Below are 23,794 nucleotides of genomic sequence, written 5' to 3'. Positions count from 1 at the left end.
CTTGTGATACGGTATGGAATCGTTGGTTGTGGTCATATAGCCAAAAAGCATGTCGCAGCAATCCAGGCGGTAGAGGGTGCTGAACTGTTTGCAGTTTGTGATACAAATGAAGAGCGGTTAGCTGAGTTTGCTGTAGATGGTGTTCGAGGTTTTACTGATATAGCTGATTTATTAAAAACAGAGGTAGATGTCATATGCATCTGTACACCAAGCGGATTGCATCCGCAGTTAACCATTCAAGCTGCTGAGGCTAAAAAACATGTGGTTGTTGAGAAGCCGATGGCTTTAACACTTGAAGCTGCTGATCGGATGATTGAAGCTTGTGAAAGAAATCATGTAAAAATGGCCGTTGTTCATCCGAATCGATTCCGTCCTGCGATTAGGGAACTTAGAAATATGCTAGAGAGTGGTCGTTTCGGAAAAATCGGTCATGCAAATGCAACCGTTCGTTGGAATCGTAATCAAGCCTATTATGATCAAGCTCCTTGGCGTGGAACCAAAGAAATGGATGGCGGGGTTTTGATGAATCAGGCAATCCATAATATGGATTTATTGCTTTGGATGATGGGGGATGTAGAGGAAGTTTCCTCTTACCATGCTACGAGAATCCGTAAGATTGAAGCTGAAGATACCTCTGTTTCCGTGATTCGCTTTAAAAGTGGAGCACTTGGTGTGCTAGAAGCAGCAGTCACCATTTACCCCAAAAATCTTGAGGAATCCCTAAGTATCTTTGGAGAAACAGGAACAGCAGTTATAGGAGGTCCAACAGCAAATTGGATTAAAACATGGAACTTTGAAGATATATCGGAGCCAGAAAAAGAAGAGACGATAAAAAAAGTAGAAACAGATCCGTTTGGCATCCCTGGTCATCAATGGATCATTCAGGATATGACTGAAGCAGTTAAAGAAAATCGTCAGCCTATTGTTTCTGGATTAGAGGGAAGACAAGCACTGAGCTTGGTTATTGCTTGTCAACAGTCTGCTGAAACAGGAAGAGCAGTAAAAATGGAAGATCTGGCAAGAAAGAAGTAAAGGGTAATAGCCTGTAGTTATTCTTGAGAGTAAGTAAGAATTTAGTGCTTACATATTTCATTTTTACCATCCTGCTCATAACTAAATGCGAATGATATAAGGAGCGAATTTTATATGAAACAGATTCCTTTAATTGACTTAAAAGCGCAATATGAAACAATTCGTGATGAAGTACGTAGTGCAATTGATGATGTTCTAGAGAATGGTCGTTATATTTTGGGGCCAGATGTAAAAGCATTAGAAGAAGAGATTGCTGCATTTTGTGGTGTGAAATATGCTGTAGGAGTAGCAAATGGTACTGATGCTCTTTTACTTGCTTTAGATGCAAAAGGGATTGGACCTGGAGATGAGGTGATTACCACTCCATTTACATTCTTTGCTACTGCGGAAGTCGTTTCTCAGCTTGGTGCGACTCCTGTTTTCGTTGATATTGATCCTAAAACCTATAATATTGATGTTTCTCAAATTAAAGCGAAAATCAATGAAAAAACAAAAGCGATTATTCCTGTGCATATTTTTGGACAACCTGCTAATATGGATGAGGTCGTAGCGATTGCCAACGAACATGATTTGTTTGTGCTTGAAGATGCTGCACAAGCGATTGGATCTGAATACAAAGGAAGAAAAATAGGCTCTTGGGGACATGCTGCCACTTTCTCCTTCTTTCCCACTAAAAACTTAGGGGGATATGGCGATGGTGGAATGGTCGTAACCAATGATGAAGAACTAGCGAAAAAAATCCGTATCTTGCGTGTACATGGTAGCAATCCTAAATACTATCATAGTGTTGTGGGTTATAACAGTCGTTTAGATGAATTACAAGCAGCGATTTTACGGGTGAAACTTCGCTATTTAAACCAATGGAATGAGGCTCGTCGCCAAAAAGCTTCCCTTTATGATGAATTATTAAAAGATACTCCAGTAGTTACCCCTTATTGTGCAGAAAATCGCAGTCATATTTATCACCTTTATATTATTCAAGCGACAGAGCGTGACGATCTAATGAAATATCTAAAAGAAAAAGGAATTTCTACAGGGGTTTATTATCCAGTTCCATTACATCAGCAAGATGTATATAATTATCTCGGATATGAAGAAGGTAGTTTACCGAATGCAGAATATATGGCAAAACGAACCTTTGCTTTACCGCTTTATGCTGAATTAGAAGATGAAACAATCCACTACATTGCAGATGCAGTCAAAAGTTTTTATCAAGGATAAGCTGTTACGAGTTTGACAAGTAATTCGTTACTCTTAATAGATATCACTCATGCTTAGCTATAAAAGAGTAACGAATTACGAATCGATAGATTATCTTCTAGCTAAAAACGATGAGCGGCTGATTTTTACAAGGCAATCTCTAATATACTATTTCTGAATTAAAGGATGGATGTAGCGTGACAAGTAAAGCATTGCTGCAAAAAATTGAAGAGAAGACAGCTGTTATCGGTGTAATTGGTTTAGGATATGTTGGACTTCCGTTGGCTGTAGAAAAGGCGAAAGCAGGATATAAAGTAATTGGTTTTGATATTTTGCCTCATCGAGTTGAAATGGTCAATGAAGGAACGAATTATATTGGTGATGTTGTTGATGAAGATCTAAAAGATCTTGTGCAAAAAGGGCAATTAAAAGCGACTACGGATTACTCCCTCATTGCTGAAGTAGATGCATGTGCAATCTGTGTTCCTACTCCTCTCGACGAATATCAGCAGCCTAATATTTCTTATGTAGAAGCTTCAACCAAGAGTATTGCTAAATATTTAAAGGTAGGTACACTTGTCGTTTTAGAAAGCACGACATACCCTGGAACCACTGAAGAAGTGGTACAACCTATTTTAGAAGAAACCGGTTTAAAAGTTGGCGAAGATTTTTATTTAGCTTATTCCCCTGAACGTGTTGATCCGGGTAATAAGATTTACAATACCAAAAATACCCCTAAAGTAGTTGGTGGTGTAACATCTGAGTGTACAAAAATCGCTGCTGCCTTATACCGTTCCGTTTTAGAAGGAGAAGTACACGAGGTATCAAGCCCACGTGTAGCGGAAATGGAAAAAATCCTAGAAAACACTTTCCGGAACATTAATATTGGATTAGCTAATGAAATGGCTATTTTATGTAATAAAATGGGAATTGATGTTTGGGAAGTCATTGATGCTGCAAAAACGAAACCATATGGGTTTATGGCTTTTTATCCAGGCCCAGGCCTTGGTGGACACTGTATTCCGATTGATCCTTTTTATCTAACTTGGAAAGCTCGTGAATACAATTATCATACTCGTTTGATCGAGGTTGCTGGTGAAATCAATAATGAAATGCCAGAGTTTGTCATTGACCGTTCCATGAAAATCTTAAACCGCTATGGAAAAGCTTTAAATGGGTCAAATGTTTTAGTACTTGGCGTAGCTTATAAAAAAGATATTGATGACTATCGTGAATCACCTGTTTTACCTATTATTCAGATGCTAGAAAAATATCAAGCAAATATGACCATTTGTGATCCACATATCTCCGAGTTTAAAGTGGATGGAAAAATGTATCATACTGTTGACTTAACCTTAGAGCGATTAAAAGAAGCAGATTTGGTATTAATTGCAACAGATCATAGTGCTTTTGATTATCAAATGATTGCAGATCATGCAAATGTGATTTTTGATACACGTAATGCCTTAAAAGGAATGAAAGACATTCGAGCAGATTACGAGAAACTATAAGGCGGGAAGCAAATGAAAAATTTTGTTCATGATACTGCGAAATTAGGTGAAAATGTTTCAATCGGCTATTTTTCTGTCATCGAAGAAGGAGTTGTCATCGGAGATCGTGTCACGATTGGTAATAATGTTACTATTCATGCTGGAACGATAATCGGTTCCGATGTATATATATCCGACAATAGTGTACTTGGGCGTTGGCCACGTCCGGCTAAAGCATCAACTGTAAAGGTTGATCCCAACCTGTCACCACTGGAAATTGGGGATGGTTCAACGATTGGTGCAAATGCAGTGCTTTATCGCGGCAGTACTTTTGGTAAAGAAGTAATGATCGGAGATCAAGCTTCTGTTCGGGAGAAATGTCAAATCGGCAATCATGTAGTGATAGGTCGCGGAGTAGCTGTAGAAAATCAAGTCGAAATCGGCTCTTATACTAAGATCCAAACCAACGCTTATATTACTGCTTATACAACAATTGAAGAACGTGTATTTATCGCTCCAACAGTCACTACAACCAATGATAACTTTATGGGGAGGACGAAGGAACGGTTTAAATATGTAAAAGGTGCCCATATTAAAAAAGGCGCTCGAATTGGTGGAGCCTCTATTTTATTACCTGGCATCACAGTTGAAGAAGAAAGCTTTATTGCAGCAGGTGCTCTGGTAAACCGTGATACAGAGAAGGCTAAGGTTTATGTAGGTTTGCCAGCACGTGTACTACGTGATGTGCCTGATCGAGAAAAGCTGGAAAATCAAGATTAATCAGGAAGTCAAATCTTAAATCGACAAACCATGTGTTTGAGAGCTTCTAAAAGGCTAAAGCAGTAGAAATGAGCCAGCCTAATCAATAAATCGGCCTTTTATAGCTGTGGATCTTATTTTTGAGGTGTGTCTATGAAATATTTATTTAAGCGATTATTCTCAGATTCTATTGCTTTTGCAATTGCAAATGTAGGGAACAAGTTAGTGGGACTACTCTTGTTCCCTATTTTTTTAAGAAATATGAATCAGGTTGAATACGCGGACTGGGGAATGACTAACACTCTAACTTTGATTATTACTTATTTGTCTATGTTAGGGACAGATGCCGCTCTCGCTTTTTATTACCATGATGTAAAAACGAAGCAGGAGAAAAGAGGATATTTAACAGCGACGATGGTATTTAGCTGTATGGTTTGCACCTTATATTTTCTTGTTTCGTTAGGAATTAGTGGCCCGTTGTCTCGTATACTTTATGAGTCAGGAATGAAAAATCAGTGGGTAATTCCCATAGCTATTTTGGCTACACTCGGCGCGATTATTATTCAACATTTACTGGCTTATACGCGCTATGAGCGAAGAAAATGGTTTTTTACTTTTTTTAGTATGGTTTACGTGATTGGTTCATCTGTACTAAGTATGTATTTTGTAGTGGTATTGAAGCAAGGGCTCTATGGTGTTTTTTATGGTCAGTTGTTAGGTCAAGGGATCATTTCTATTATATTATTGATTTTGTATCGCAGAGAGTTTATTTTTCGTGTTCCACTTCAATACTTCAAAAATTTGCTACAATATGGATTTCCCCTTTTACCCACACTTATGGTATTTTGGGTGATGAATATGGTTTCGCGACCGATTGTTTATCATATGGTATCACCTGAAAAAGCCGCTATTTACGAAGCGTCTATACGGTTTGCCTCCGTTATTGCATTATTAACATCACCCTTTCAGTTAGCATGGAGACCTTTTTCAATTTCTATCAAAGATCGAGAAGATGCTCCGAGGTTGTATGGCATTGTGGCGAGAAGTGGATTGGTTATTGGCTCGCTTGCGATTATGTGTCTTAGCTTTGTAATTGAACCTTTAGTTAAATGGGTAGCTAGTCAAAATAAACCAGAGTATTTTGAAGCTTATCAATATGTGTGGATGTTATCATTTGGAACCATATTAAACGTTCTACATTTAATTATTGGGGTTGGTCTTCTAATTCATAAGAAAACAAAAGCGATATCACATGCTTTTATGGTAGCAGCCATTGTATATTTATTAGGTTGCTTATTATTAACACCCATGTTTAAGATTTGGGCTGTATGTGTTATGAATATTCTTGCCTATTTAGTGATTATAGTGTTAGTGTATTGGCAAAATCAAAAAGTTTATCCAGTGGATTTTCGATTTCGTTCCATGTTAATCTATATAACAGTTTATCTCGCCTTAATGACGGGGATCACGTGGATTCAGATGAGTCAATGGCAGCATTTGTGGCTATATGATTTACTGGCTTTGTTTATAGCGATTATAGCTGTTTTTGCAAGCGGCTTATTTTCTGTAAAACAAGTCCTAAATCTAAAAAAACTCTTTCGTTTAAACTAGGAGAGAAAAGGTGAGAAATGGTGAATTTGTCATTGTTCCTGAGACAGGAACGATTGGAAACGATCTTTTACTGTATGGTAGCTTTTGCTTTACTCGGGCCAACATTAGGTGTGCCTGTTACAGAGGATTTTAATCTTACATTTTTTCGCTTTGCATTTATCTTGTTATCAGGTGGATTACTCTGGCGAATAACAATTCATAAGGATTTTAAAGCATTTTATATGTATCCCATTCGATGGTATACGGCATTTTTTGTGTTTTGGTTTTTGTATGGGCTTTGTTCTATCACTTGGGCTGTTAATATGGGGGCTGCCGTACATTATTTAATCTTTTTGGTGATGATGCTCTCCTTAACTTTATCGATTCCGTATTTTGTCACTTCGGAAGAGAAATACTGGAAAATAAGTCGTATTCTATTAGGCGTTTTTGCGTTTATTGTATATTTTGCTGTATTTGAAGGAATAACTGGAGTTCACCTTCCTTCTTCAGGAGTTTTTGCTAAAAGCTATCCTTCCAATACGATCACATCTGTATTTACGAATCAGAACGACTTAGCAACTTGTATTACCTTAGCATTACCCTTTCTTATAGCGGCTTTGCTGATACTATCACTTACCAAAAAGGTTAAATGGTTTCTCTATATCACGATCGTGTTTTCTTTATTTACTTTAATTGCGACAGGATCGCGGGTGAATACTGCTTTAGTACTCCCTATCTTGGTTATTTTGTTTGCTGTACTTATACCATTTGTTATCGAACGGGCTAAATTAACTAAGAAGAATGTATTCAAAACGATCACAGCAGCGATCATTGCGGTTCTCCTAGCTATTTGTATGAGTTCACTTTTGATTCATGTACAGAAATCAGTTCATGATCCACGTGCTAAAATTCTTAGTTCATGGAAGGCAATTCAGGATATAAAGCCTGCTATGGAAGCAGCAAAAAATAAAGATAAAAAGGTGGTACGTGGGGAAACGGGAGAAAGTATAACTGTTCGTTTGAATTTATTATTAAATGGTCTGAAATTCCTTCAGAAGAGTCATTTTATGGGAGTAGGGGCGGGGAATATTGAACCTCTGATGAAAGGTGCCCCTAGAGTAAATAAAGTAAACATGCATAATTGGTGGGCAGAAGTGTTAGTTAACTTTGGGGTCATCATTTTTATACTATATATTTCTCTGTATATCTGGTTGTGCTGGCGTTTATGGAAGTTGGCTTGGTTAAAATCCTCGCCTTATATTAGTCCACTTATTCGCTGGGGAGCCATATCAAGCTTAATCGCTATGATTGGGTTTGTTGGTGGAGGAGTGGCACCGAGTACAGCGATCCATTATACACCGATGTGGGTGGTCTACGGTATAGCTCTTGCAGTTATTATTTTAGGAGAGACACAGCAAAAGAAAAGAGAATCAATAAATATTTAGCTCCTGAGGAGTGTGTAAGATGCGGCAAAAGAAAGTAATGATTTTTAGTTCAGTTCATCCGTATGATGATACACGAATTTTTCATAAGCAAGCAGTATCATTAGTGCAAGCAGGTTATGAGGTAGAGCTCCATGCGGTAGCAGATTTTGAAGAAAAGATGGAGAAAGGTGTCCGGATAGTCGGTGTCAAACGGCATGCCAAAAAACTGAAGAGGCTGGAAAATGGTCGTATCTTATTTGAGAGAGCTTTAAACAGTGGGGCTGATATTTTTCATTTTCATGATCCTGAGCTACTGCCTTGGGGTGCTCGCATTGCTAAAAAAACTAAGAAGCCAGTGATTTATGATTCGCATGAAGACTTGCCTAAACAAATTCATACGAAACCATGGATTCCCGAAATGTTACGTGGACCTTTATCCCGTATTGTCCATCGAGTAGAAAAGGGATTTGCCCGTCAATTAGCAGCCGTAATTACAGCTACAGAACCGATTGCTGAACAATTTCGAGGGGCAAAAAATGTGACCGTTGTTAAAAATTATCCTTTACCAATGCCAAAAGTAGAACGAGAGGACAATGAGCGAAACCTTATTCTATATGTCGGAGGAGTTTCCTACTTACGTGGCTATCGGGAAATGATTCAAATGATGGACTATATTCCAGCCGAATTACGAGCTGAACTACATTTTATCGGTCCCTTACAACATATTGCGCCTCAAGATCAAAATGAACAAGAGTTGAAGCAAAAGAATATTTATTTGCATGGGCGAATACCATTCGATGATGTCAAAAGATGGTTAGCAAAGGGGAAAGTAGGACTAGTTTGTCTGCATCCAAGTCAGAACTACCTCGAATCATTACCTATTAAAATGTTTGAATATATGGCAGCGGGTTTGCCTCAAATTGCTTCTGATTTTCCGATGTGGAAAGAGATTATTGAGACAAGCGAGTGTGGTTTTACCGCTGATCCACTAAACCCCGAGGAGATAGCAGAGAAGGTTACACAGTTACTTAGTAAACCAAAATTGCATCAAAAATTGAGTGAAAGTGGTCGTCGTGCACATGAAGAGATTTATAATTGGCAAGTTGAAGAAAAGAAATTGTTAGCATTATATGGGAAATTGCTAAAAGAAAGATAGAGGCCTCATTAAGGTCTCTTTTTGTTTGAGGATAATGTACGTTTATTTTGTTATAAGGGATTTTTTGTGCGATATATCTGAAGAAATAGTTGAAGACATACTTAACTCTAATTGTCTAGCCAAAATGGTACGTACTCTCTCTACTTCTCGCTTTTTAATCATCCAATAAAAAACCCCATGACGTGTAACTGGAACAGTATGGAAAGATAGGGAAGTCATATTTTGATCAGAGATGTTTTTGTAATTCTGTTGTAAAGTAAACAATTTCCATGGGGATAGATCCGTTCGAATCTGTGTTCCAACCTGTTCCATCATATCATCTAATTTTGTTAAAGAGCGAAATTGTGTTCCTTTATGGATAATGGCACGAATAACTTCTTGCTGTCTTTTGTTCCGTCCAATATCTCCTTCTGGATCTTCTTTCCGCATTTGTACAAAGGCAAGCGCTTGTTTCCCATTCAAATGCATGTTTCCTTTATAAAAGCTCGATCCATGATACGAAAAATTAAATGGAACATGGACTTGAATGCCTCCTAACGCATCTACCATACTTTCAAGCCCTTGCATATTGATTTTTACATAACCATCGACAGGTAAATCGAGGAAATGCTCGACGGTGTGTTTTGCCAAATCCACTCCACCAAAAGCATAGCTATGATTGATTTTATCTTGACCGTGTTTAGGAATGTAAACAAGGGTGTCACGTGGGATATTTGTGAGATAAATGTTTTTTTGTTTTGGGTTTAATGCTAGGTAAATAATGGTGTCTGCTCTGCCGATATCTCCAAGACGTTGATCAACACCTAGTAATAATAAAGAAATTGGGTCTTCCGAAAAATCAACCATTTGGGTACGTTTGTCCGACTTTGTTTGCTTGGGAGGTTCGTATGCACGATGAGCAGTCGTGTATAAAACATAAGCATAGTAAATGATAATGACTAAAAAGATGGCTCCAATAATAGTAAGTATCCGATACATTTTTTTACGAATTGGTTTTGAATTTGACATGATACTGCTGCCCCATTCTCTTATCATTATTTACTGTCGCTTTATAGCTGTATCTTACCTTTTACTATTATTTATTTGTATAGTGAATGATTGTATGTATAAAAATGCAGAGGTAACAATTAGTAAGCGATAACTCTCTACCTAGATGATCCTTCAATAAAGCAGTGAGTCGCTTGTGGAACGAATGATTCCCCGTTAGGGAAGAGTTTTTAAGAGAAAATCCTTAAGAAACTCGATTGACTGATTATTGGGGATGTAAGAGAAGCAATAAGGATTGGGTACCTCTTTGTAGAGTAAGCTAACGTCCAGTAATCTTGCCTCTTTTTTACTTTGCATCTGTTTCGAACTGGGGTAAGATAATCTAGAATGATGAAAAATCAGGCATACTACATATGCCGAATAGAGAAATAAGCAATTGCTTGATCTAACAAAGGGGGTTTACAATTGAAAATATTAGTAACAGGTGGCGCTGGTTTTGTGGGATCGCATATTGCAGATCACTTAATTGCCCAAGGAGATCAAGTTGTAATCGTGGACAATATATCTACTGGTAAAGAAGAGCATATTCATCCTTCTGCGAGATTTTATCGTGTAGATATTACAGATGACAAGCTGTTTGAAGTATTTAAGAAGGAGAAGCCTGAAGTCGTCATTCATCAAGCTGCGCAGGTATTAGTTCCTAAGTCTGTTGAAAATCCAATCTTTGATGCAAAAGTAAATATTTTAGGAACGCTAAATTTATTAGAAGCAAGTCGACAATATGGGGTTCGGAAAATTGTCTATGCCTCCTCTGCAGCTGTATATGGCGATCCACAGTATCTGCCAATTGATGAAAAACATCCAGTTCAACCATTATCGGGATATGGGATTTCTAAACATACACCTGAGCATTATTTGGCAGCTTATCATGATTTATATGGACTAGAATTTACTGCTTTACGTTATGCTAATATTTATGGGATACGACAAGAGCCACATGGAGAAGGTGGGGTTATTTCCATTCTAATTAATCAAATATTGGAAGATCGAACCTTTACCATATTTGGCGATGGCGAGCAAACACGGGATTACATTTATGTCGAAGATGTAGTCAAGGCGAATTTAGCCGCGATTCATGGAGGAAATGGTTCTATCTTAAACATCGGTACAGGAGTCTCTACTTCACTTAATGATCTGATTAACCTTTTTGAAATGGTAATAAATAAAAAAGTAAAAAAAGAATATGGGGATCATCGATCAGGAGATATTAAGCATAGTTATTTTAACCCTAATAAAGCAAAGTTGGAACTTTCATGGAATGCAAAGATCTCCTTAGAAGATGGACTTCGTCGTACTTACGAATATTATGCCAACTTGTATCGTAAAATGGGAAAAAAGGAAATTTAAGACAAGTCTTTTTCCCAAAACTAATTTTGTAACAAATCGTCTATTGTCAATCTGAAAGAACTAGAGTATACTTGTAACCAGTAATCCTAATGAAATATAAATGTAATATTAACGTCATATTCGTAATCGAATGCGCTTAAGCAGTTGATAATATAAAGAGCGGGAGTGAATAACGGATGCGTTCGAAATTGGCCTATGGAAACAGTTCAAGCGCATATTCAGGAGTAGACGAGTTTTCATTATATCCATACGTAAAGCGCGGATTAGAGCTTGTTTTTTCCATCATTTTGCTGATCATTACTTTACCAGTATTACTGCTGACAATGATCGCCATTAAGTTGGAATCTCCTGGTCCAGTATTTTATAAGCAGGAACGTGTTGGATTAGGTGGTAGAACTTTCTCTATCATTAAACTTCGCTCCATGCGCACTGATGCTGAGAAGAATGGGCCTCAATGGGCGGCGAAAAATGATCCGCGTGTGACACGTGTAGGAAAATTTATTCGTAAAACTCGGATCGACGAAATTCCACAGCTTATTAATATCTTGCGTGGAGATATGAGTTTGATTGGTCCAAGACCAGAACGTCCGTTATTTACAGAAGAATTTACGAAAGAGATTCCAGACTTTAAAAAACGTCTGATGGTTAAACCAGGATTAACTGGATGGGCTCAAGTTAACGGTGGATATGAGTCTACTCCTGCCGAAAAGTTTGAGCTTGACATGTATTATATTCAAAATCAGTCATTTTCCTTAGACTTAAGAATTATATTCCGTACGGTTTGGGTTGTATTTACAGGTAGTGGTGCAAGATAAGTGGGTTGTCAATATAAAATGGCAACCCGTTTTTTATATGAAAAAGGTTACATATTTTACTAATTAATCCCAGGTGTCCCGTATTATATCCTAAAATAGATTGCGAATGCAAATGTAAAGTAAAAACCACAGCGGTACACTTAGTAAAATGGCATTGATAATTCCAATCCAGAAAGATTTGCCAACAACCGTGTAGTTCATATGGGGCACCTCCAGTAAAGTTCTTGGTGTCATTTATTATATGCTAAAATTAGGCGATATAGTGAACTCTAAGCATAATGTAAACGAAATGTAATCTAGGGGTAATAGTTGAAAATACTTTGTTACACGGCGTCACGTTTTGCTGTTATATGGGTTAAATGTTTACATTATACAATGATATACCCAGATCATACTTAAATTTAGCATGAATTGTATTTGCTTAGCAAAAGAAAACGTAGAGCAGCTGATTTAGAAGATAGCTTCTCATTATAGACCGATGTTATTAATTGAAATATTAGTATTGACTTTATGAATTATTTTATGCTAGTATTACCTACAGCGGTTAAAATTGAATACGATTTCCGTTCTCTTATCGAGAGAGGTGTAGGGACAGGCCCAATGATACCTCGGCAACCGTCCATGATTGATGGAAAAGGTGCCAATTCCTGCGGAACAAAAAGTGTTCTGAGAGATGAGAGAAGGTGTTATCATAAATTATGGTAATCCCTTTGCTCTCTTAGCAAAGGGATTTTTTATAAGGTGGTGAGTAATAAATGATCCGAATCAATCAGGTGAGTAAAATATACCCTGCACGTGGAAAAGGATCTGAAGTAACAGCATTAAAAAATGTTTCTTTAAATATTAATCAAGGGGATATTTTTGGAATCGTCGGTCATAGTGGAGCAGGGAAAAGTACTTTACTACGGATGTTAAATGGATTAGAGAAACCAACTAAGGGATCCATAACCATTAATGATCAAGAGATTTCTAAGCTGAGTGATAAAGAATTGCGCCTTGCTAGACAGAAAATCGGGATGATTTTTCAGCATTTTCATCTATTGTGGTCACGAACAGTAAGAGAAAATGTCGCTTTTCCATTAGAAGTTGCCAGACTTCCAAAAGAGGAAATTTCCGAAAAAGTAGATCATTTATTGAAGAGGGTTGGATTAATGGATCGCGCTGATTCTTATCCTTCACAGCTATCAGGTGGACAAAAGCAACGAGTAGGCATTGCTAGAGCATTAGCTAATGATCCGGCAGTTCTTCTCTGTGATGAAGCGACTTCTGCTTTAGACCCAGAAACAACAGCTTCGATTTTAAATTTGTTAAAGGAGATCAACCAAGAAACAGGCATTACCTTGGTCTTGATTACACATGAAATGAGCGTAGTTCAGTCGATTTGTAATAAGATGGCGGTAATGGAGGATGGAGATATTGTAGAGGAAGGTCTAACTAAGAATATATTTGAAAATCCTCAGCATCCTGTTACTAAAAGGTTTTTACAAAAAGAAGAGAATAGTCATGAGATTTTTACGATTCCTTTTAAGAAGCAAGTGCACTTTGCAGAGTGGATTGAACTCGCTCGTACTTATCAGGTATCCATTCAATTTATAGGTGGGGGGATTGACTCTGTATCCGATGATCATTCGCTATCCTTCCGCTTGCTAGGTAAGCCTGAAAATGTCGCTAAAGTAAAGGATAAAATCATACTAAACATATCTGAACAGGAGGTGATTGATTATGCTTGAGCAGGTTGACTGGGGCCAAGTTTGGATAGCCACTCAAGAAACATGTTATATGGTCGGTATTTCGACGCTTTTCACTGTATTACTTGGGATTCCCCTTGGTGTATTGTTATTCATTACAGATCGAGATCAATTATGGGAAAATATAGCTTTACAACGTGTTTTAGGACTGATTGTGAATTTTTTACGTGCTGTTCCGTTTATTGTACTAGTTTTATTGTTATTTCCAGTTTCAGAGTTTCTTCTCAACACCTCATTGGGACCGACAGCAGCTACAGTGCCGCTAATTGCAGGGGCCGCTCCTTTTTACGCCCGAATGGTAGAAACGGCGATCCGCGAGATTGACTCAGGTGTGATTGAAGCAGCTCAAGCAATGGGAGCGAGTAAGTTAGCTATTATTCGTAAGGTATTCATACCGGAAGCGCTCCCGGCCATCGTTTCTGGATTAACAGTCACTTGTGTATCCTTAATTTCTTACTCAGCGATGGCTGGAATTGTAGGTGGCGGTGGTTTAGGAGATTCGGCATTTCGTTTTGGTTTTCAATCATTTAATGATCAAATGCTTGTCGTTTGTAGTTTACTACTTATTATACTGGTACAAATTGTGCAAGGAATTGGTGATTGGGTTAGTAAAAAATTGGATAAGAGATAAAGGAGGAATAAATATGAAAAAGTTAAGAGTATTATTTACAGCGGTAATCGTAGCTGCTCTTGGAACAGCATGTGGAGCAGGTGGAGGTAAAAGTGATGCGGATGCAAAAAAATTAACAGTTGCTGCTTCACAGATCCCTCATTCAGAAATTTTGGAGCATGTTAAACCTCAATTGAAGAAAGAGGGGATTGATTTAAAAATAGAAGTACGTCCTGATTATGTGACACCGAATACATTGGTTGAGGAAGGTAAAGCGGATGCAAATTTTTTCCAACATGTTCCTTTCATGGAAGCAACCAATAAAGAAAAAAAATACCATATCGTAAAAGTAGCAAATGTACACATCGAGCCTATGGCGGCATACTCTAAAAAAATAAAGAAAGTAGATGAACTAAAAGAAGGAGCAACGATTGCTCTACCTAACGATACAAGTAATTTAACCCGTAGCCTATTGTTACTCGAAGATCAAAAATTAATTAAACTGGATAATCGTGATGGAAATAAGACAGAACGAAATATTAAAGAAAACCCAAAAAAAATTAAATTTAAACTAGTAGAAGCCGCTCTCTTGCCACGTATTTTAGATCAAATAGATTTAGCAGTAATTAATACTAACTATGCTATTCAAGCGAAATTAAATCCTGTTAAAGATAATTTATTTATTGAAGGCAAAGATTCTCCTTATGCAAACGTATTAGCAACCAAACAAGGTAAAGAAAAAGATGAGTCCATTCAAAAATTAGTGAAAGCTTTAAATTCACCAGATACTAAGAAGTTTATTGAAGATAAGTATAAAGGTGCTGTTGTACCTGCTTTTTAAGATTGAACTAAGTCTGAACAGACTCCTCGTTATGGACATTTGGGGAGTCTGTTTTTTTATTATGTTTTTATTTGGGATACCCAATATATTATAAAATTATTTATAATATATATAAAATAATATACATCCTCCAAGGCTTATCCATATCTACAATCAGAAGTGTTTGTTTTACCCTATATTAAGAAATGGAGTGATTTCATGAGTGAGGATTTTTCACAGCAGGATATCGCTGTGATATACCGATTAATTCAGTCCCGTCGGGATATTCGGCATTTTTCTGATTCTCCTATTCCTAAAGATGTTCTACAAAGGATATTGGAAGCAGCACATTATGCTCCGTCGGTTGGGTTTATGCAACCTTGGAATTTTATTTTGATTACCGAAAATGAAATTAAACAAAAAGTAAAATTATCTTTTGAAGAAACAAACCAAGACCAACTCGATAAACTTTCTCAAGATGAAAGAAAAGAGCTTTATCGTATGCTTAAGTTAGAGGGAATTATGGAGGCACCTTTGAATTTAGCTGTAACCTGTGATCGGAATCGGGATGCACCGTTTGTACTGGGTCGAAGTCCTATGCCTGAAACTGATCTATATAGTACCTGTCTCGCGATACAAAATATGTGGTTAGCAGCTAGGGCAGAAGGGATTGGTATAGGTTGGGTGAGCTTAATGAATCAAAAAGAAGTTGAACAGATTTTAGGGTTACCCGCTCATGTACAACTAGTCGCCTACCTATGTATGGGTTACCCACTCGAATTCCCTGAAAAACCTATGTTAGAAAAGCTTGGTTGGAAGTCACGTCTTTCTTTACAAACATTAGTTTACGAAAATCAATGGGGCAAAGAGTATCCATTGAATTAAGAGCAAAGCTGCAGAAGTAGTTAGTTCTGCAGCTTTGTTCATAGCTTGCTATTGATTATGGTATTAGCTTTGGAAGATTGGGGATTGTTTGGTTACAATCTCCTTTAAGTGGTAATCACCAGCGTCATAGGACATGAGATTGATAAAATCGATTTTATCACCATAATCTTTTACATTGGTGATATAATTGGGGATATTTTCTGTCTTTAAATCATAGAGGCTTGTATTCCATGTACTTGCATAAGCAACATATCTCCGTGGAGTTTCTACTGAGTTGCCAGGCTCCGTTTTAGCCGTGATCTCATTGCTTGCAGAGGAAACATTTCCAGCTGCATCTTTTGCTTTTACAGTGAATGTATAGGTTGTATCAGATGCTAATCCGGTTATTTCTGCAGTGGTACCGCTTACACTAGCGACAAGAGTCGTACCACGATATACATCATAACCTTTTACACCAATATTATCAGTTGAAGCTTTCCAGGTAAGGGTAACACTAGAACTGGTTGTTTTGGTTACGGTTAAGCCAGTAGGAGCTGATGGTGGTTCCTTATCGGGATCTGGGACACTACAATCACTTATATATTTCCAAGGCCCCCATTCACCGCTTTGATCAGGTTGATCTCCTTGTGTCCACCATTTGGCTTCATAATTTTTACCGTTATAAGAAACACGGTTCCCACCACTATAAGCTGTCGTTGCGTTCCATGCAGGATATTGGCAGGTTGTATCACTACTAGATACAGCTGTGGCACTTACTAAATTTGGTGTTAATGTTGGGAATACACTGAATATAAATGTGGAAGTGAGTGCTGAAACTAGTAATGTTTGTTTGCCTTTCTTTCTGAAAGTCATTTCTTCCCCTCCCTTAATAAATAAATGAATCTAGTATTGTGATGTGTTGTATTGTATTTATATACATGCGATTTCTAATCGTATCTATATAAATACTAGATACTGGATTGCATATATATAATATTTTATGTATAAAAAATTAAATCAAGTATTTATCATATAATTTATAAATAAAATATAATAGGGGGATATTGAATCATCAAATGATTGATGCAGATCTTCTTATATAAGGAATAATAAGAGAGTCTATTAATGATAAGTATAAAAAGCTTACTATTATCAATAAGGATTATATAAAATAATATTTTGATATGAAGTTAAAATTATTGAAATAAGGTTTTAAAATAGGTTATAATAAAATGGCAAGTTTTAGAATATTCGATGTTATACTATATAATTAAGAACTTTTATGTAGAGAAAAGGAGATGGATGATGAAAGAAGACTTATCGACACTTACGACAGAAGCACGAAATCCGCAAACGATGAAGATCGATACATTTTCTACAAGGGAAATTTTACAAGTGATGAATGAGGAAGATCAAAAAGTGGCTCTTGCAGTAAAAGAAGTATTATCCGATGTTGAAATCGCTGTCAACAGGGCATTAGAAGCATTGCAAGCTGGTGGACGGATCATCTACGTAGGAGCTGGCACAAGTGGACGGCTTGGTGTGATGGATGCAGTTGAATGCCCTCCCACTTTTAGTGTGCCACCTGATTTAGTGATTGGATTGATAGCAGGTGGAACAGAGGCATTTACTAAGGCGGTTGAAGGGGCAGAAGATCATGAAGCGTTTGGAGAAAATGATTTAATTCAATTGGATCTAAATGAGAGAGATTTGGTGATTGGTATTGCAGCAAGTGGACGAACGCCTTATGTTATTGGAGCACTTCAATATGCTAAAAAAATAGGAGCCAAAACAGTTGCTCTTACTGCTAATCCCAACTCTAAGTTGGGTCATTATGCAGATCAAGTGATCGATGTGGTGGTGGGACCAGAAGTATTGACCGGCTCAACACGTCTTAAAGCAGCTACAGCTCATAAAATGATTTTAAATATGATTTCGACAACAGCGATGATTCGCTTAGGAAAGGTATATGAAAATTTAATGGTCGATGTGAAAGTAACCAATCATAAATTATATGAACGGGCTATTCGGATCATTCGTACTTTGACAAAAGTAGATGAACAGACAGCAAGACAGGCTTTAGAGCAAGCCAACAATGAAGTAAAGATAGCAATCGTGATGTTACAAACAGGAACTTCCATAGTAGAAGCAAAACAGCGTCTTAACCAAGCTCAAGGGGATGTACGAGCTGCTATTAAAATAGGAGATGAAAGATGACAACAGGTGTTTTTCAACGTATTCATTCTGTTTTGACAGCGCTTCCGATTTCTGAGAGGAAAATCGCCCAATATATTTTGGAGTATCCACATGAGGTCCTAAATCAGAGTGCTCAACAATTGGGACAATCGACAAACACAAGTGGTGCTGCAGTTGTTCGTCTATGTAAATCTCTTGGTTTAAAGGGCTTACCCGATTTAAAAGTCCGCTTGGCTGGGGATTTGGCCAAGAATACCCCTACCCCATTAGGCTATCGAGATATAGAACCGGAAGATAAGATCGAATCCATCATCGACAAAACGCTTCAAAATCATATTCAAGTCATTGAAGATACTGCTAGTTTGTTGGATTTAGCTAAATTAAAGCAAGCTCTTTATTTGCTAAATCAAGCTGAAACGATTCATGTTTTTGGTGTGGGTGCTTCGGGAATAGTTGCCCAAGATGCTCAGCATAAATTTTTACGTTTAAATAAGCATGCTACTGCTTTTACAGATACACATATGATTGCTATGCTTCTCGCAAATGCCAACTCTTCTGATCTTTTATTTGGAATTTCTTACTCAGGTGAAACAAAAGAAGTGATTGATTTATTAATTTTAGCTAAAAAATATGGATTAAACACGATCGGTCTGTCTAAGTTTGGTTTTCGAACGATCGATAATCATGTAGATGTATCATTAAAAGTATCTGGAGAATATGAAGCCGTATTTCGAAGTGCAGCGACGGCTTCTCGAATGGCTCAGCTATTTTGTATCGATGTACTCTTTTTTAGTTTAATATCACAAGATTACGAACCAATGATAAAGCATATTGACCACACTAGACAGGCTGTGAAATATCTGAAGGATCGGACATATAAATAATTCGTTCACAAGGAGGAGACCGGCGTGTCCGATGATATAAAAAGGTTAGCTAGTGAGATATTAGAGGTATTGGGTGGAGCAAGTAATATTGAATCTTATACCCATTGTATGACTCGTTTACGCGTCAAAACCATAGACGATAAACAAATAGATCAAAAAAAACTAAAGCAAATTGATGGAGTATTAGGAGTAATTGAAGCGGACACCCTTCAAATAGTCATTGGTCCAGGAAAGGTAAATAAAGTTGCTACTGCATTTGGGAAGTTATTAAAAGAAGAGGAGAGCACCCAGCTAAAAGAAAGAGCCAAAGAGTTAAAAAAAGAAGCGAGAGCAAAAAGCGAAACTTCATTCCATCAGATATTAAAAAAAATCGCTAGTATCTTCATTCCGCTTATTCCAGCACTGGTTGCATCAGGGCTTATAACAGGAATGACCAAAGCAGCAATCCAAGCAGGATGGTTAAATGAAAAAACGGAACTAGCTCAAATACTTACCCTGATCGGTGGAGGTTTATTTGTCTACTTAGCGATCTTTGTCGGGATCAATACAGCCAAGGAGTTTGGGGGTTCTCCGGCTTTGGGTGGGTTAGCAGGAGCCTTGATCATAAACCCAGCTATTGCAGAAGTAACTCTGTTTGGCCAGAAACTCGTTCCTGGACGGGGTGGACTGATTGGCGTAATGATTGCAGCTATTTTTATAGCTTATATGGAACGGCTAATTCGAAAGCGAATGCCTGCCTCCATTGATATTGTGTTTACACCAACCCTTTCTTTGTTGATTACAGGATTATTTACTTATCTTGTTTTTATGCCACTCGGAGGTTGGATCTCTGATGGAATCACCAAATTATTATTGCAAATTTTAGATATTGGCGGGATTATTGCAGGTTTTATTTTAGGAGCTACTTTTTTACCTCTTGTTGTAACTGGATTACATCAAGGATTAACCCCTGTTCATTTGGAACTCATTAATCAAATCGGAGATGATCCTCTATTGCCGATTCTAGCCATGAGCGGAGCAGGACAAGTTGGTGCAGCCTTGGCAATTTATGTGAAAACGAAGAAGAAGCGACTTAAACGAGCAGTGGGAGGAGCTTTACCAGCTGGAATGTTAGGAATTGGGGAACCGCTAATATTTGGAGTGACATTACCTTTAGGAAGACCTTTTTTAACAGCATGTTTAGGTGCAGGAGTAGGAGGAGCATTTCAGGCCTTTTTTAAAGTAGCTACGATTTCTGTCGGTGTATCTGGACTACCACTCACGTTTCTAGTTCATACTGAACAGATTGTTTATTATTTAATAGGCGTGCTTATTGCATATCTCGCTGGTTTTGTCTTTACCTATTTCTTTGGTTTTAACGATGAGATGGCAAGTGAATTTAAAGAATAATGATAAAAGACCAATACCCCAGTACATAAAGTACATGGGGTATTGGTCTTGACGATAAGAGCTGGTATAATACATTATTCTGCATCAGTTGTCAGATTCCTGCTAATTTTTCCATTTACTGTTGAAAAAGCAGGTATAAAATTTGCGATTAGACCGATAATCGGGCTAAAAGCAAGGCAATAAAGGCTTCCTGTTATTGGGAAATCCCATAACGTTTTGTCTAAGGCAGCGATGAGATGAGCTCCTAAGAAGATACTGACAATCATTCCGAGGAATCCTCCGGCAGTGGTAACTAAGATACCTTCCCACAGGATGAGTCGCAAGACCTGCCTACGTTTCCCCCCTAAGGCTCTCAACACTGCAAATTCAGCTCGTCGTTCTTGTAAGCTACTGGCTGTATTATTAAGTAGACCTAAAAGAGAAAATAGCGCAATCAGTGATACAGCGGCCCCTAAAAGCCATAACCGCTGCTTATATTGCTCAATAAACTTGCCAAATTCCTCCGTTCGGCTCGTTAGAATTGCTTTGGATAAAGAAGGATCTTTAAGTTTTTGATTGATTTGTTTTTCGATCTCTTTTTTAGCCGATGATTTAGTTACATCAAAGTAAATTTTGTCAATCGTAGAGATTCCGAAGATTTTCTTAGTGATGTCCGTATGGGTAATGAGTAGAAGGTCGTCTTTGGGCGCAAAAGGATATGGATCGATAATCCCGACTATTTTTAGAGTGATTCGTTTAGGAGGACCGTCTCCCCATTTGAGCTGTGTATCTTCTTTTAGAGCTATTGGATCCCCTAGCTTATAACCTGTCAGTTCGGAAAATGTTTTCGTAATCACGACACCATTTTGTTTTAGAGCAGATGAATTAATCTGTCCAGATATAATACGAAAAGGTAACTGTTTATAAATAGTTTCTAGGTCCGATCCGATTAAGCTAACCAGTGTTTGATAGCTACCATTCTCAGGAAAAAGGGATAGTTTCTCTTTCTTGATTTTTTTGATGTCTAGATTTTGTGTAGAAAAATGACCACGATTGTATAAAGGGAATGCTTTCATATGAGGCAGTTTAGCAATCGAGTCATAAATCTGTTCGGAAAATCCGGCTTCGCTATGTGAAGTATTGGCATCCAAAATATATTCCATCGGATATATTTCTGAGAGCTGCTTTTCTTGTTCATCTTTTAACAGATAAAGAATACTTAAGCCAACGTTTCCGATAATGATGGCTAACATCAGAACACTCGCAAGTTGAGTACTACGATGAAGCTGCCGTAACGTATTTCGGCTGGACAGAATGCGATCAGAGGATTGAACTAATTGGAATACCCAGCTAATTCCTCGTACCAATAAGGGAAGAATCCAAGAAACTGCGAGAAAGACCCCTATTGTAAATAGAAGACCACTAACTAAATAAATCGTTTGACTTGGCGTACGCATTAGGTTCCAGATTGTTAATGTGACTGAACTAATGATACAAAGCAGGGAGACCCACTTAATCACTGGCTTCTGCTTTTGAGATTGTGGTGCAGCTTGCCGAAAAGCGACCATAGGTGGCACTTGACTACTTCGGTAAGCTGGGATCAGTGATGCCAGTGTGATGAAGAGAATCCCCCCCATTAATGATAAAAGAATAAGTGTCCATGGGATTACAATGGGTACTATAGGGAGAGCCATCCATTTCATTAGCGATTGTTGAAGTAAAAATGAAAGACCGACTCCACCCCCTAGACCAAGAAGACTCCCTGAGGTACTCACCAAAATCGCTTCATGAATGACTAAGCGAAACAATTGATTTTTCTTCCCGCCAAGTAAGCGAATCGTAGCTAATTCCTTTTTGCGTTCGTGAAGAGACATTTGTAAGATCGTGATCATAAGAAGTGCACTGCCGATAAGAATGGTAACATTAAGCCCATAGACGACAGGTTTTAAGCCGCCTAGGTTTTCTCGTTCTTTATCAATCAGATCTCGTTTGTCGATATGGATCCGAGGGAATTGGTTACGGATTTGTTCAATAACAGCAGCCTTACTTTTTAAATCAGTTAGTTGAACTAACATCATGGTTATACGCCCTTGTTTAGCGGTGGTTTCTTGTAGCCATGCTAGATCAAATAGCGCAATATTGACATCTGTAACATGTAAAATACCTGAGATAGTTAGTCTCTTCTTTTTCTGACTTGCAAAGGGTATCTTGACTGAATCCCCTATACGTAATCCCTTCTTCTTCATATAAGGAAGGGATAAGACTACTTCGCCTGCTCTTGGTAGTTGTCCCTGCTTGATTCTTTTTATTAAATCCATTTCTTTAGCTAATGGGTTGTTGTTAACTCCAATATAGATAAAAGGGATAGGTGAGCCATCGAAAAAAATAGGATTCTCATCGATATAAGGATAGTAGAAAGGAGCTATCTCTTTCACTTGGGGTATTCTCTTAATCTTTGCAATATCGCTCTCAGATAAGAATTGCTTCGTCTTTTGGTACCCGACCATTAGATCATAATTACCATACTTTTGTTTGATTCCTAATTCACTTGCCTGTTCAAGGGTAGCGAGTAAAATTTGTGAAATGACTAAAATAATCATGGCTAAGGCAACACCAAGGATAGCAAAGCCCGTTCTTTTTTTATATCCATAAAAAAAACGCCAAACTAACTGCCTCATGAGATCGAACCCCCGATCTCCTCAACTACCTTCATTAAAAAGGAAGCATTGGCTTGTGGATGATCAGAAGTAAAGGTGTGTTCATAAACGATTCGACCATCTTGGAGAAAAATGACTCGATCGGCATACGCAGCTACATGTGGATCATGAGTTACCATGGCCAATGAATGATTTCTTTCTGCACAAAAGCGCTGTAAAATCGTTAAAATCTCTTTGCTGGTTTTAGAGTCCAAGCTACCTGTTGGTTCATCTGCGAGAATTAATTTCGGATCATTGATGAGGGATCGCGCGATAGCGACACGTTGTTGTTGACCTCCAGACATTTGTGATGGTAGGGATTTCGCTAACTGACCAATCCCCATAAATTGGAGTAGTTGTCTTGCTTTGACGGTGAGTTGTTGATTGGTTTTCCCAGCTAGCATAGCAGGTAAAGTTACATTTTCTTCAGCTGATAAAACAGGAATGAGATGAAAAAATTGAAAGATAAAACCGATTTGATCACGACGAAGCTCTGTTAATTGACTATCATTTAATCGATGTAGTGCCTTCCCATTAAAAAGAACTTCACCAGTAGTTGGTTGATCCAGTCCAGACAAAAGATGAAGTAACGTTGATTTTCCAGAACCACTGGTTCCCATAATGGCTACAAATTCACCTTCATAGATGGATAGTTGAATATCTTTTAGTGCATGAAACTGATTGATACCTTTACCATAGGTTTTATTTAATGAAATGGTTTGGATTACCGCATTCATTTCCTCACACC

The 23,794-nt window shown here is 37.8% G+C and carries 20 protein-coding genes and 1 riboswitch; of the genes, 16 read left to right on the top strand and 4 right to left on the bottom strand.

Translation table 11 applies throughout. The features are described from left to right. Positions 1 to 3 precede the first annotated feature (3 nt). From DL897_RS09735 to DL897_RS09705, 7 genes are all read left to right on the top strand, one after another. Positions 4 to 1,032 carry a Gfo/Idh/MocA family protein gene (locus DL897_RS09735; protein ID WP_113658949.1) on the top strand — a complete coding sequence of 343 codons (1,029 nt, stop codon included), beginning with the start codon at positions 4 to 6 and terminating at the stop codon, positions 1,030 to 1,032. Between the two features lie 114 nt (positions 1,033 to 1,146). Further along, positions 1,147 to 2,253 (top strand): DegT/DnrJ/EryC1/StrS family aminotransferase, encoded by a 1,107-nt coding sequence (locus DL897_RS09730; protein ID WP_113658948.1) that lies wholly within the window; start codon positions 1,147 to 1,149, stop codon positions 2,251 to 2,253. A gap of 176 nt (positions 2,254 to 2,429) precedes the next feature. After that, positions 2,430 to 3,743, top strand: coding sequence for a nucleotide sugar dehydrogenase (locus DL897_RS09725; protein WP_113658947.1), 1,314 nt, complete (start codon positions 2,430 to 2,432; stop codon positions 3,741 to 3,743). Between the two features lie 12 nt (positions 3,744 to 3,755). Continuing rightward, entirely contained in the window at positions 3,756 to 4,502 is a 747-nt protein-coding gene (locus DL897_RS09720) for an acyltransferase (protein ID WP_113658946.1), read from the top strand. A 132-nt stretch (positions 4,503 to 4,634) separates the two neighbouring features. Further along, positions 4,635 to 6,092, top strand: coding sequence for a lipopolysaccharide biosynthesis protein (locus DL897_RS09715; RefSeq protein WP_113658945.1), 1,458 nt, complete (start codon positions 4,635 to 4,637; stop codon positions 6,090 to 6,092). Positions 6,093 to 6,112: 20 nt separating this feature from the next. Beyond that, positions 6,113 to 7,516 carry an O-antigen ligase family protein gene (locus DL897_RS09710; protein WP_168188745.1) on the top strand — a complete coding sequence of 468 codons (1,404 nt, stop codon included), beginning with the start codon at positions 6,113 to 6,115 and terminating at the stop codon, positions 7,514 to 7,516. 19 nt (positions 7,517 to 7,535) lie between these two features. Further along, entirely contained in the window at positions 7,536 to 8,651 is a 1,116-nt protein-coding gene (locus DL897_RS09705; protein WP_113658943.1) for a glycosyltransferase family 4 protein, read from the top strand. 42 nt (positions 8,652 to 8,693) lie between these two features. Here the strand turns inward: DL897_RS09705 and DL897_RS09700 are convergent, their stop codons facing one another. Further along, positions 8,694 to 9,659, bottom strand: a complete 966-nt coding sequence (locus tag DL897_RS09700) for an LCP family glycopolymer transferase (RefSeq protein WP_168188744.1) — start codon at positions 9,657 to 9,659, stop codon at positions 8,694 to 8,696. A gap of 444 nt (positions 9,660 to 10,103) precedes the next feature. On the opposite strand from DL897_RS09700, the gene DL897_RS09695 reads away from it, so the two are divergent. The 6 genes from DL897_RS09695 to bluB all read left to right on the top strand — a co-directional run bounded on the left by DL897_RS09695 (position 10,104) and on the right by bluB (position 15,923). Next, the gene (locus DL897_RS09695) at positions 10,104 to 11,045 is read left to right on the top strand and encodes an NAD-dependent epimerase/dehydratase family protein (protein WP_113658941.1); all 942 of its coding nucleotides are present in this window, start codon (positions 10,104 to 10,106) and stop codon (positions 11,043 to 11,045) included. Positions 11,046 to 11,221: 176 nt separating this feature from the next. Then, positions 11,222 to 11,860 (top strand): sugar transferase, encoded by a 639-nt coding sequence (locus DL897_RS09690; RefSeq protein WP_113658940.1) that lies wholly within the window; start codon positions 11,222 to 11,224, stop codon positions 11,858 to 11,860. A 568-nt stretch (positions 11,861 to 12,428) separates the two neighbouring features. Beyond that, positions 12,429 to 12,540, top strand: a riboswitch (SAM riboswitch). 75 nt (positions 12,541 to 12,615) lie between these two features. Further along, a complete protein-coding gene (locus DL897_RS09685; RefSeq protein WP_113658939.1) occupies positions 12,616 to 13,590 on the top strand; it encodes a methionine ABC transporter ATP-binding protein in 975 nt (324 codons plus the stop codon). After that, complete coding sequence (locus DL897_RS09680) at positions 13,583 to 14,239, top strand: methionine ABC transporter permease (protein WP_113658938.1); 657 nt, start codon at positions 13,583 to 13,585, stop codon at positions 14,237 to 14,239. The genes DL897_RS09685 and DL897_RS09680 overlap by 8 nt, the downstream gene beginning before the upstream one ends. 13 nt (positions 14,240 to 14,252) lie before the next feature. Further along, positions 14,253 to 15,059 carry a MetQ/NlpA family ABC transporter substrate-binding protein gene (locus tag DL897_RS09675; RefSeq protein WP_113658937.1) on the top strand — a complete coding sequence of 269 codons (807 nt, stop codon included), beginning with the start codon at positions 14,253 to 14,255 and terminating at the stop codon, positions 15,057 to 15,059. A 198-nt stretch (positions 15,060 to 15,257) separates the two neighbouring features. After that, positions 15,258 to 15,923: a 5,6-dimethylbenzimidazole synthase gene (gene bluB, locus DL897_RS09670; RefSeq protein ID WP_113658936.1), complete on the top strand. Its 666-nt coding sequence runs from the start codon at positions 15,258 to 15,260 to the stop codon at positions 15,921 to 15,923. Between the two features lie 63 nt (positions 15,924 to 15,986). Here bluB and DL897_RS09665 read toward each other — a convergent pair whose 3' ends face one another. Further along, positions 15,987 to 16,775 carry a fibronectin type III domain-containing protein gene (locus DL897_RS09665; protein WP_113658935.1) on the bottom strand — a complete coding sequence of 263 codons (789 nt, stop codon included), beginning with the start codon at positions 16,773 to 16,775 and terminating at the stop codon, positions 15,987 to 15,989. Between the two features lie 429 nt (positions 16,776 to 17,204). On the opposite strand from DL897_RS09665, the gene murQ reads away from it, so the two are divergent. The 3 genes from murQ to DL897_RS09650 are packed head-to-tail and all read left to right on the top strand — an operon-like array spanning position 17,205 to position 20,371. After that, complete coding sequence (gene murQ / locus DL897_RS09660) at positions 17,205 to 18,119, top strand: N-acetylmuramic acid 6-phosphate etherase (RefSeq protein ID WP_420824129.1); 915 nt, start codon at positions 17,205 to 17,207, stop codon at positions 18,117 to 18,119. Further along, positions 18,116 to 18,982, top strand: a complete 867-nt coding sequence (locus DL897_RS09655) for a MurR/RpiR family transcriptional regulator (protein ID WP_113658933.1) — start codon at positions 18,116 to 18,118, stop codon at positions 18,980 to 18,982. Before murQ ends, DL897_RS09655 begins: the two co-directional genes overlap by 4 nt. Before the next feature lie 24 nt (positions 18,983 to 19,006). Next, positions 19,007 to 20,371 carry a PTS transporter subunit EIIC gene (locus tag DL897_RS09650; RefSeq protein ID WP_113658932.1) on the top strand — a complete coding sequence of 455 codons (1,365 nt, stop codon included), beginning with the start codon at positions 19,007 to 19,009 and terminating at the stop codon, positions 20,369 to 20,371. 74 nt (positions 20,372 to 20,445) lie between these two features. On the opposite strand, the gene DL897_RS09645 is transcribed toward DL897_RS09650, so the two are convergent. Beyond that, the gene (locus tag DL897_RS09645) at positions 20,446 to 23,028 is read right to left on the bottom strand and encodes an ABC transporter permease (protein WP_113658931.1); all 2,583 of its coding nucleotides are present in this window, start codon (positions 23,026 to 23,028) and stop codon (positions 20,446 to 20,448) included. Further along, entirely contained in the window at positions 23,025 to 23,783 is a 759-nt protein-coding gene (locus DL897_RS09640) for an ABC transporter ATP-binding protein (protein ID WP_113658930.1), read from the bottom strand. The genes DL897_RS09645 and DL897_RS09640 overlap by 4 nt, the downstream gene beginning before the upstream one ends. Positions 23,784 to 23,794: the final 11 nt, after the last annotated feature.

It is taken from the genome of Thermoflavimicrobium daqui, assembly GCF_003313465.1.
Taxonomy (GTDB): domain Bacteria; phylum Bacillota; class Bacilli; order Thermoactinomycetales; family Thermoactinomycetaceae; genus Thermoflavimicrobium; species Thermoflavimicrobium daqui.
The sequence above is the reverse complement of the archived record's forward strand: the minus strand, read 5'-3'. Positions and strand labels throughout refer to the sequence as shown.

What these genes read in the sequence shown, in the direction of transcription:
- DL897_RS09730 (WP_113658948.1), top strand. Translation starts at nt 1,147, where the DNA reads ATGAAACAGATTCCTTTAATTGACTTAAAAGCGCAATATGAAACAATT.
- DL897_RS09720 (WP_113658946.1), top strand. Translation starts at nt 3,756, where the DNA reads ATGAAAAATTTTGTTCATGATACTGCGAAATTAGGTGAAAATGTTTCA.
- DL897_RS09715 (WP_113658945.1), top strand. Translation starts at nt 4,635, where the DNA reads ATGAAATATTTATTTAAGCGATTATTCTCAGATTCTATTGCTTTTGCA.
- DL897_RS09705 (WP_113658943.1), top strand. Translation starts at nt 7,536, where the DNA reads ATGCGGCAAAAGAAAGTAATGATTTTTAGTTCAGTTCATCCGTATGAT.
- DL897_RS09700 (WP_168188744.1), bottom strand. Translation starts at nt 9,659, where the DNA reads ATGTCAAATTCAAAACCAATTCGTAAAAAAATGTATCGGATACTTACT.
- DL897_RS09690 (WP_113658940.1), top strand. Translation starts at nt 11,222, where the DNA reads ATGCGTTCGAAATTGGCCTATGGAAACAGTTCAAGCGCATATTCAGGA.
- DL897_RS09685 (WP_113658939.1), top strand. Translation starts at nt 12,616, where the DNA reads ATGATCCGAATCAATCAGGTGAGTAAAATATACCCTGCACGTGGAAAA.
- DL897_RS09680 (WP_113658938.1), top strand. Translation starts at nt 13,583, where the DNA reads ATGCTTGAGCAGGTTGACTGGGGCCAAGTTTGGATAGCCACTCAAGAA.
- DL897_RS09675 (WP_113658937.1), top strand. Translation starts at nt 14,253, where the DNA reads ATGAAAAAGTTAAGAGTATTATTTACAGCGGTAATCGTAGCTGCTCTT.
- bluB (WP_113658936.1), top strand. Translation starts at nt 15,258, where the DNA reads ATGAGTGAGGATTTTTCACAGCAGGATATCGCTGTGATATACCGATTA.
- DL897_RS09665 (WP_113658935.1), bottom strand. Translation starts at nt 16,775, where the DNA reads ATGACTTTCAGAAAGAAAGGCAAACAAACATTACTAGTTTCAGCACTC.
- murQ (WP_420824129.1), top strand. Translation starts at nt 17,205, where the DNA reads ATGATGAAAGAAGACTTATCGACACTTACGACAGAAGCACGAAATCCG.
- DL897_RS09655 (WP_113658933.1), top strand. Translation starts at nt 18,116, where the DNA reads ATGACAACAGGTGTTTTTCAACGTATTCATTCTGTTTTGACAGCGCTT.
- DL897_RS09645 (WP_113658931.1), bottom strand. Translation starts at nt 23,028, where the DNA reads ATGAGGCAGTTAGTTTGGCGTTTTTTTTATGGATATAAAAAAAGAACG.
- DL897_RS09640 (WP_113658930.1), bottom strand. Translation starts at nt 23,783, where the DNA reads ATGAATGCGGTAATCCAAACCATTTCATTAAATAAAACCTATGGTAAA.